This window comes from Pricia sp. (assembly GCF_041745955.1).
Taxonomy (GTDB): Bacteria; Bacteroidota; Bacteroidia; order Flavobacteriales; family Flavobacteriaceae; genus Pricia.
On the sequence record NZ_JBGTHY010000174.1, the window covers coordinates 1 to 5,003 of the forward strand.

The following is a 5,003-nucleotide window of genomic DNA, read 5'->3' on the forward strand; positions in this document are numbered from 1 at the left end:
CATCCCAATACCCTTCTCCGAGACCGAGGTCTCTCCAGATAGATTTAGCGATCGGTAAACGAAAAATCCCAATAAAAAAAGATTCAATATGAGGTTCAGCCTGTTCAGCACAAACTGATTTTTTCTTTTCTTGTAAATCACAATGGCGATCAAGGCCAAAATTGCGGATACATAGAATGCTCCGGAAATCAAGATATCCTGCTTTGCAAAGATAGCGTTTCCATCGGCATCGGACCATAGGTTGACCCAAAACGGCACTATTCCCGAAATAAGCATCACAAAAAATAAATAGACGGTCTGAATTCTTTGGATCATGGCACGAATTGGGTTACGAAGGGCAAAAATACAGGCTTTTTAAAAAAAAACGTCGCAGTATTGAAAATAATTTGTAATATTGTCACGTTATAGGTTACATTACTTACCTCAACGGAATACTTTCCCGAGTAACATCCAATCGAAAATACACTTCTTGTTATTCTTATTTAGACACATAATTTATATCATACTTAATGTTTGAAATTTCAGATTTAAAAGCAAAAAAGCTGCCTGAGCTTCAGGAAATAGCTAAAAGCCTTAATGTTCCCAAATACAGGACCCAGAAAAAATTGGATCTGGTCTACCAAATTCTAGACCTACAGGCGTCGAATCCAAAAATCACCTCGGAGGTGGCTTCTGCAGGTACCCCGGAGAAAGAAGATCAGCCGAAGTCGAAGCCGAAACCAAGGGCCCCAAGGGAAAAAGCAACTAAGGAAAAGACTGATAAAAGTCCGTCCAGTACTTCGTCGAATGATTCCAAGGACGCAGGAGATTCCAAGAATACGGACACCGGTTCAACAGAAACCAAAAAGCCGAGACCGCGTCCCCAGAACGCGAAGTCCCCGTCATCCAAAAAAGACCAAAAAGACAGCTCGAACCATAAGAACCAGAACACCCCCAATAAAAATCCGCGGCATCAGAAGAGCAGTTACGACAAAAGCAACTTCGATAAAGACCTGAAGAACCGCTACAAGGCGCCGGAATTCGAATTCGACAGTATTATCGAAAGCGAAGGGGTACTCGATATTATGCAAGACGGCTATGGCTTTTTGCGTTCGTCGGATTACAACTACCTCTCCTCGCCAGATGATATTTACGTATCGCAATCGCAGATCCGTTTGTTCGGCTTGAAAACCGGGGATACGGTATTGGGCAATGTCCGTCCACCGAAAGAAGGCGAGAAATATTTTCCACTGATCAAGGTCAACAAAATCAATGGAATCGATCCACAAATTGTGCGTGATCGCGTTTCCTTTGAGCATTTGACGCCGTTGTTCCCACAAGAAAAATTCAATATTGCGGATCGCCAAAGCAATATTTCAACACGGATTATGGATCTGTTCTCCCCTATCGGGAAGGGCCAAAGGGGCATGATTGTCTCCCAGCCCAAAACGGGAAAGACCATGCTGTTGAAGGCCATCGCCAATGCAATTGCCGCCAACCATCCCGAGGTATTCCAGATTGTTCTATTAATCGATGAACGCCCGGAAGAGGTTACCGATATGCAACGGAACGTGCGTGGTGAAGTCGTCGCCTCTACCTTCGATAAAGAACCTGCCGAACACGTACGCGTTGCCAACATTGTACTCGAAAAAGCGAAGCGTCTGGTCGAATGCGGCCATGATGTGGTTATCCTTTTGGATTCCATCACCCGTTTGGCGAGAGCCTATAACACGGTACAGCCCGCTTCCGGAAAGGTATTGAGTGGCGGTGTGGATGCCAATGCGCTTCACAAACCCAAACGTTTCTTCGGTGCAGCCCGTAATATCGAGGGCGGTGGTTCACTTACGATTATTGCCACGGCACTGACCGATACCGGATCTAAAATGGACGAGGTCATCTTTGAGGAATTCAAGGGAACCGGTAATATGGAACTGCAACTCGACCGTAAGATTTCGAACCGTAGAATTTATCCTGCTATCGACCTGACCTCTTCAAGCACAAGAAGGGAAGACCTGTTGCTGGACGATAATACCATTCAACGCATGTGGATCCTCCGCAAATACTTGGCGGACATGAACCCGGTAGAAGCGATGGAATTCATAGAACAACGCATCAAACAGACCAAGAATAACGAGGAGTTCTTGTTGACGATGAACCAATAGAACCCGCTGGCGCGGTTAACTCTACAAGTGTCACCCCGAACGCAGTCGAGGGGCCAAATCCCAAATCCCAAACCTATAGGTTAGGCGTTTGGGATTTTTTTGTGGCCGATAGCGAAAACTAATTTTAACGGTTTTTCACTAAGGTATTATCGTACTATTGCCCGATTCTAATTTAGCTGTTACCCGATTAGCGTATGTTGTTTCTAAATCCGAAAACAGTGTTTCTCCTTAATTTGTAATTGAATTCTTTACAATTTATGAGGAAGTATCGGTATTTTAAAATATCTTTATGCTGCAAAAATCAATTCTTCCCCCGGATTTTTCACTTCCCCCGAACCTGCCCATCCCATGCAGGCAGTCTATTCATGTTAAAATTTAACCGTAAAACCTTATGTTATGAGAAATGCAAAAATTGCCAAGCACCCTTTTATTATCCTTTTGTTTCTAACCTTACTTCTTTCAAGTTGTTCGGAACGGGGCCAACCCGAGTCGGGCGACCAAGATACCGGTAAAATTTCTAAACCTGATGGAATCATCACTCCAAGGGAGGCCAGAAACGCTTACGTTCGGTATGAGAATCGAAGAATACCCTTGATACAGAAATATGAGGACTCCATTGATCGTCAGGGAAAAGACTACGAAATGCGCCGATCTATGGAACAAAACGAGGCAAAATCAGATACCGCAAAACAGAAGCCACAGCAATTCGAAGCTGCAAGGTTTATACATTTTAAATACGATAGTATTAAAAAATACATGGCATATATTGAGCGAGAAGCCGAACTTTCTGGCGAAAAAATTGAATCCTTAAGGGTCTATTTTTCAAATAACCCCGAGAAGGAAGAGTATTCCAAAGGAATTAAAGTCGTACATCCAAGACAAAATTCCGTTATGTTGTCGCCGACTATAAAAAGAAATGATCAGGAATTTATTTTTTTTACGGCTGACGAAAATGATGGCAAAAGAAGGGCAATTACGCTAACAGATGATTTTTTGGAGATAAAGAAGGGAACGAATACTTTTGAAAGTCTAAACGGATCCAAAAGTAAAGCTAGCATAATCCCCAGTTTGTTTTCGCCACCTGTCAATAGCCCAAGTCCATTTTTTGCAGCAAATAGTACTACCTATAATAGAGGCAATGGCTCACCTCCCAACACCCAGTAATAAAAATTTAGCACCTACACTGAAATTTAGAATTCCTCTAAATTGTTAAGGTCAAAAAAGTTATTCGTTAAAACAAACCCGTAGAAAAGGCGTAGGGACAAAGAATTGTATTACACACTATATTAAAGCATACGCTTAGTTTACTTTCTTTAAAAAGTGAGAACCCTAGAATTTTTATCACAGTACTCTTTTAACGTACTATATGCGCTAACATTGGTGCTTTCCGTATTGAAATATCCCAAATATTATGATTCCATACTAAAATATTTCCCCGTTCTTATCGCTTACACTTTGATGACCGAAATTTTAGGATGGTATATTTTAAAATACGAGGATTTTCAGATAATATACGAAAAAGAAACACATCTTTACGAAATAAACAATGCGATAATCTACAACATCTTCGATATCATTTTCTACTTGTACTTTTTTCATTTATACCATCAAGCCGTGAAAAGTATTAGATATAAGAATTTTATTAAATACGGCGCTTTTATTTTTTTAATTATCTGTTTAGTAAATCTTTTTTTACAGGATTTTAAATTGTTGCCGCAGCTATATGCAATTTTTACAGGGTCATTAATTCTCACTAACTGCATCGTGTTTTATTTGCTGGAAAGTGTTAAAAACAAAGAAAAAGTTTTAAGATATAATAACGTATTATTATGGATAAGCCTAGGCCTGCTAATTTTCTATCCTTTTTATCCCTTTTTGATTATAGTGGGAATAAATTTTAACGAATTATACGCACATACCTTCAATCTGGTTCATAAAATACTAATCGCCGCAATGTACTTATGCTTTATCATTGGTTTTTTACGGATGAAACGTTTCAAATCATCCGTCTAGTCAAATCAGAAAGGATACTGACAGTATTACAGTCCTAAATCGACACTATTTCAGGGTGTTGCCATAAACAGGGCAATCCTTTAAAATGTCAATATCCACCTACAAAAAAAGCGTATCCCCGCTTAACCACTTCCTAATAGTAGCTAAGAGCGCATTGGTTTAAAAAATCATCCATTTCAACGAAGAAAACAGCAAACTTTATCCCATTTTCCGGACTTTCGTATGGTTATTGTACCATTAGGTGCGAAATAAATAACGAAACCTAAAAAACTTAGAATGAAAGTATTAGTTATAGGCGCGGGCAATATGGGGTTGACATACGCCGAGGCCATGTCAAGATCGAAACTGCTCAAGAAAAGGAACGTAATGATTTTGGACAATTCCCCTGAAAAAATCCTATCCCTTCAAAAAATTTCCCATTTTGATGTGTTTAAGGATATGGAGGATTGCCTACCACAGGCCGATCTGGTTTTTATAGCCGTAAAACCCTATCATAGTGCGGATCTTTTTGCCAAGATGAAACCGCTGCTCAATCCGGGGCAAATCATAATTTCGATTATGGCAGGTATCACCATAAAGGCCATGAAGGAAGCCTTGGGCATCGACAAAGTGGTTCGGGCAATGCCCAATTTACCGGCACAGGTCGGTAAAGGCATTACATCGTTTATGACCTCGGATGAAATTAGCCGTATCGAATTACTTACGGTGGAAAACCTGTTGGATACCACCGGGAAATCCATTCGCGTAAAGTCGGAAAACTATATTGACGCCTCTACCGGAATTTCCGGAAGCGGGCCGGCCTACGTTTTTTACTTTATGCACAGCATGATGGAAGCCGCCCTAAAAATG

4 protein-coding genes are annotated in these 5,003 nt (G+C 40.7%); 3 read left to right on the forward strand and 1 reads right to left on the reverse strand.

The window, feature by feature from the left end; translation table 11 throughout:
- Positions 1-315: DUF4293 family protein (locus tag ACEW8S_RS06265; RefSeq protein ID WP_373517321.1), on the reverse strand; the 315-nt coding region annotated here is incomplete at its 3' end.
- Positions 316-509: 194 nt separating this feature from the next.
- Here ACEW8S_RS06265 and rho point away from each other — a divergent pair.
- From rho to ACEW8S_RS06280, 3 genes are all read left to right on the forward strand, one after another.
- A complete protein-coding gene (gene rho, locus ACEW8S_RS06270) occupies positions 510-2,141 on the forward strand; it encodes a transcription termination factor Rho (protein WP_373517322.1) in 1,632 nt (543 codons plus the stop codon).
- 654 nt (positions 2,142-2,795) lie between these two features.
- Positions 2,796-3,305: a hypothetical protein gene (locus ACEW8S_RS06275; protein WP_373517323.1), complete on the forward strand. Its 510-nt coding sequence runs from the start codon at positions 2,796-2,798 to the stop codon at positions 3,303-3,305.
- A 1,125-nt stretch (positions 3,306-4,430) separates the two neighbouring features.
- Positions 4,431-5,003, forward strand: a 573-nt coding sequence (locus ACEW8S_RS06280) for a pyrroline-5-carboxylate reductase family protein (RefSeq protein WP_373517324.1), incomplete at its 3' end; no start/stop codon positions are given.